The sequence below is a fragment of the Gilvimarinus sp. 1_MG-2023 genome (genome assembly GCF_030548285.1).
In genome coordinates, this window is the sequence record NZ_JAUOSC010000312.1 from 1 (window position 1) to 377 (window position 377).

A 377-nucleotide genomic window follows, 5' to 3' on the forward strand; every position below is an offset into this window, starting at 1 on the left:
GGTAATTCGTCATTGCTGAAAAAACCTTCCAGCAACAAGACCGGCTGAGTAATTCCCGCCGCACGCAGTTCCAGCGCCTCCTCAATACAGGCCACCGCAAACGCCGGAGCGTAAGGAGCCAGTGCCTGAGCCACCGGGACAGCGCCATGACCATAGGCATCCGCCTTGACCACTGCCAACGCCTGACCGGCGGGATGTAATGAACACGCCAACTGGTAGTTGGCAATAATATGATCCAGACGAATCCGGGCCTGCGCAGGACGAGACATGTATAACTACTCCACAGTGACGATCAGCGGCTGGTTACAGCGCCAGAATCGCCTCAACTTCAATATCAGCTGCTTTTGGCAGCGCCTTTACGGCATACGCCGCACGAG

The 377-nt window shown here is 56.5% G+C and carries 1 protein-coding gene; it reads right to left on the bottom strand.

The genetic code is table 11. From position 1 onward, the window contains the following. On the bottom strand, positions 1-269 hold a 269-nt coding region (locus Q4563_RS16940; protein WP_303605321.1), incomplete at its 3' end, for an alanine racemase. Positions 270-377 lie beyond the last annotated feature (108 nt).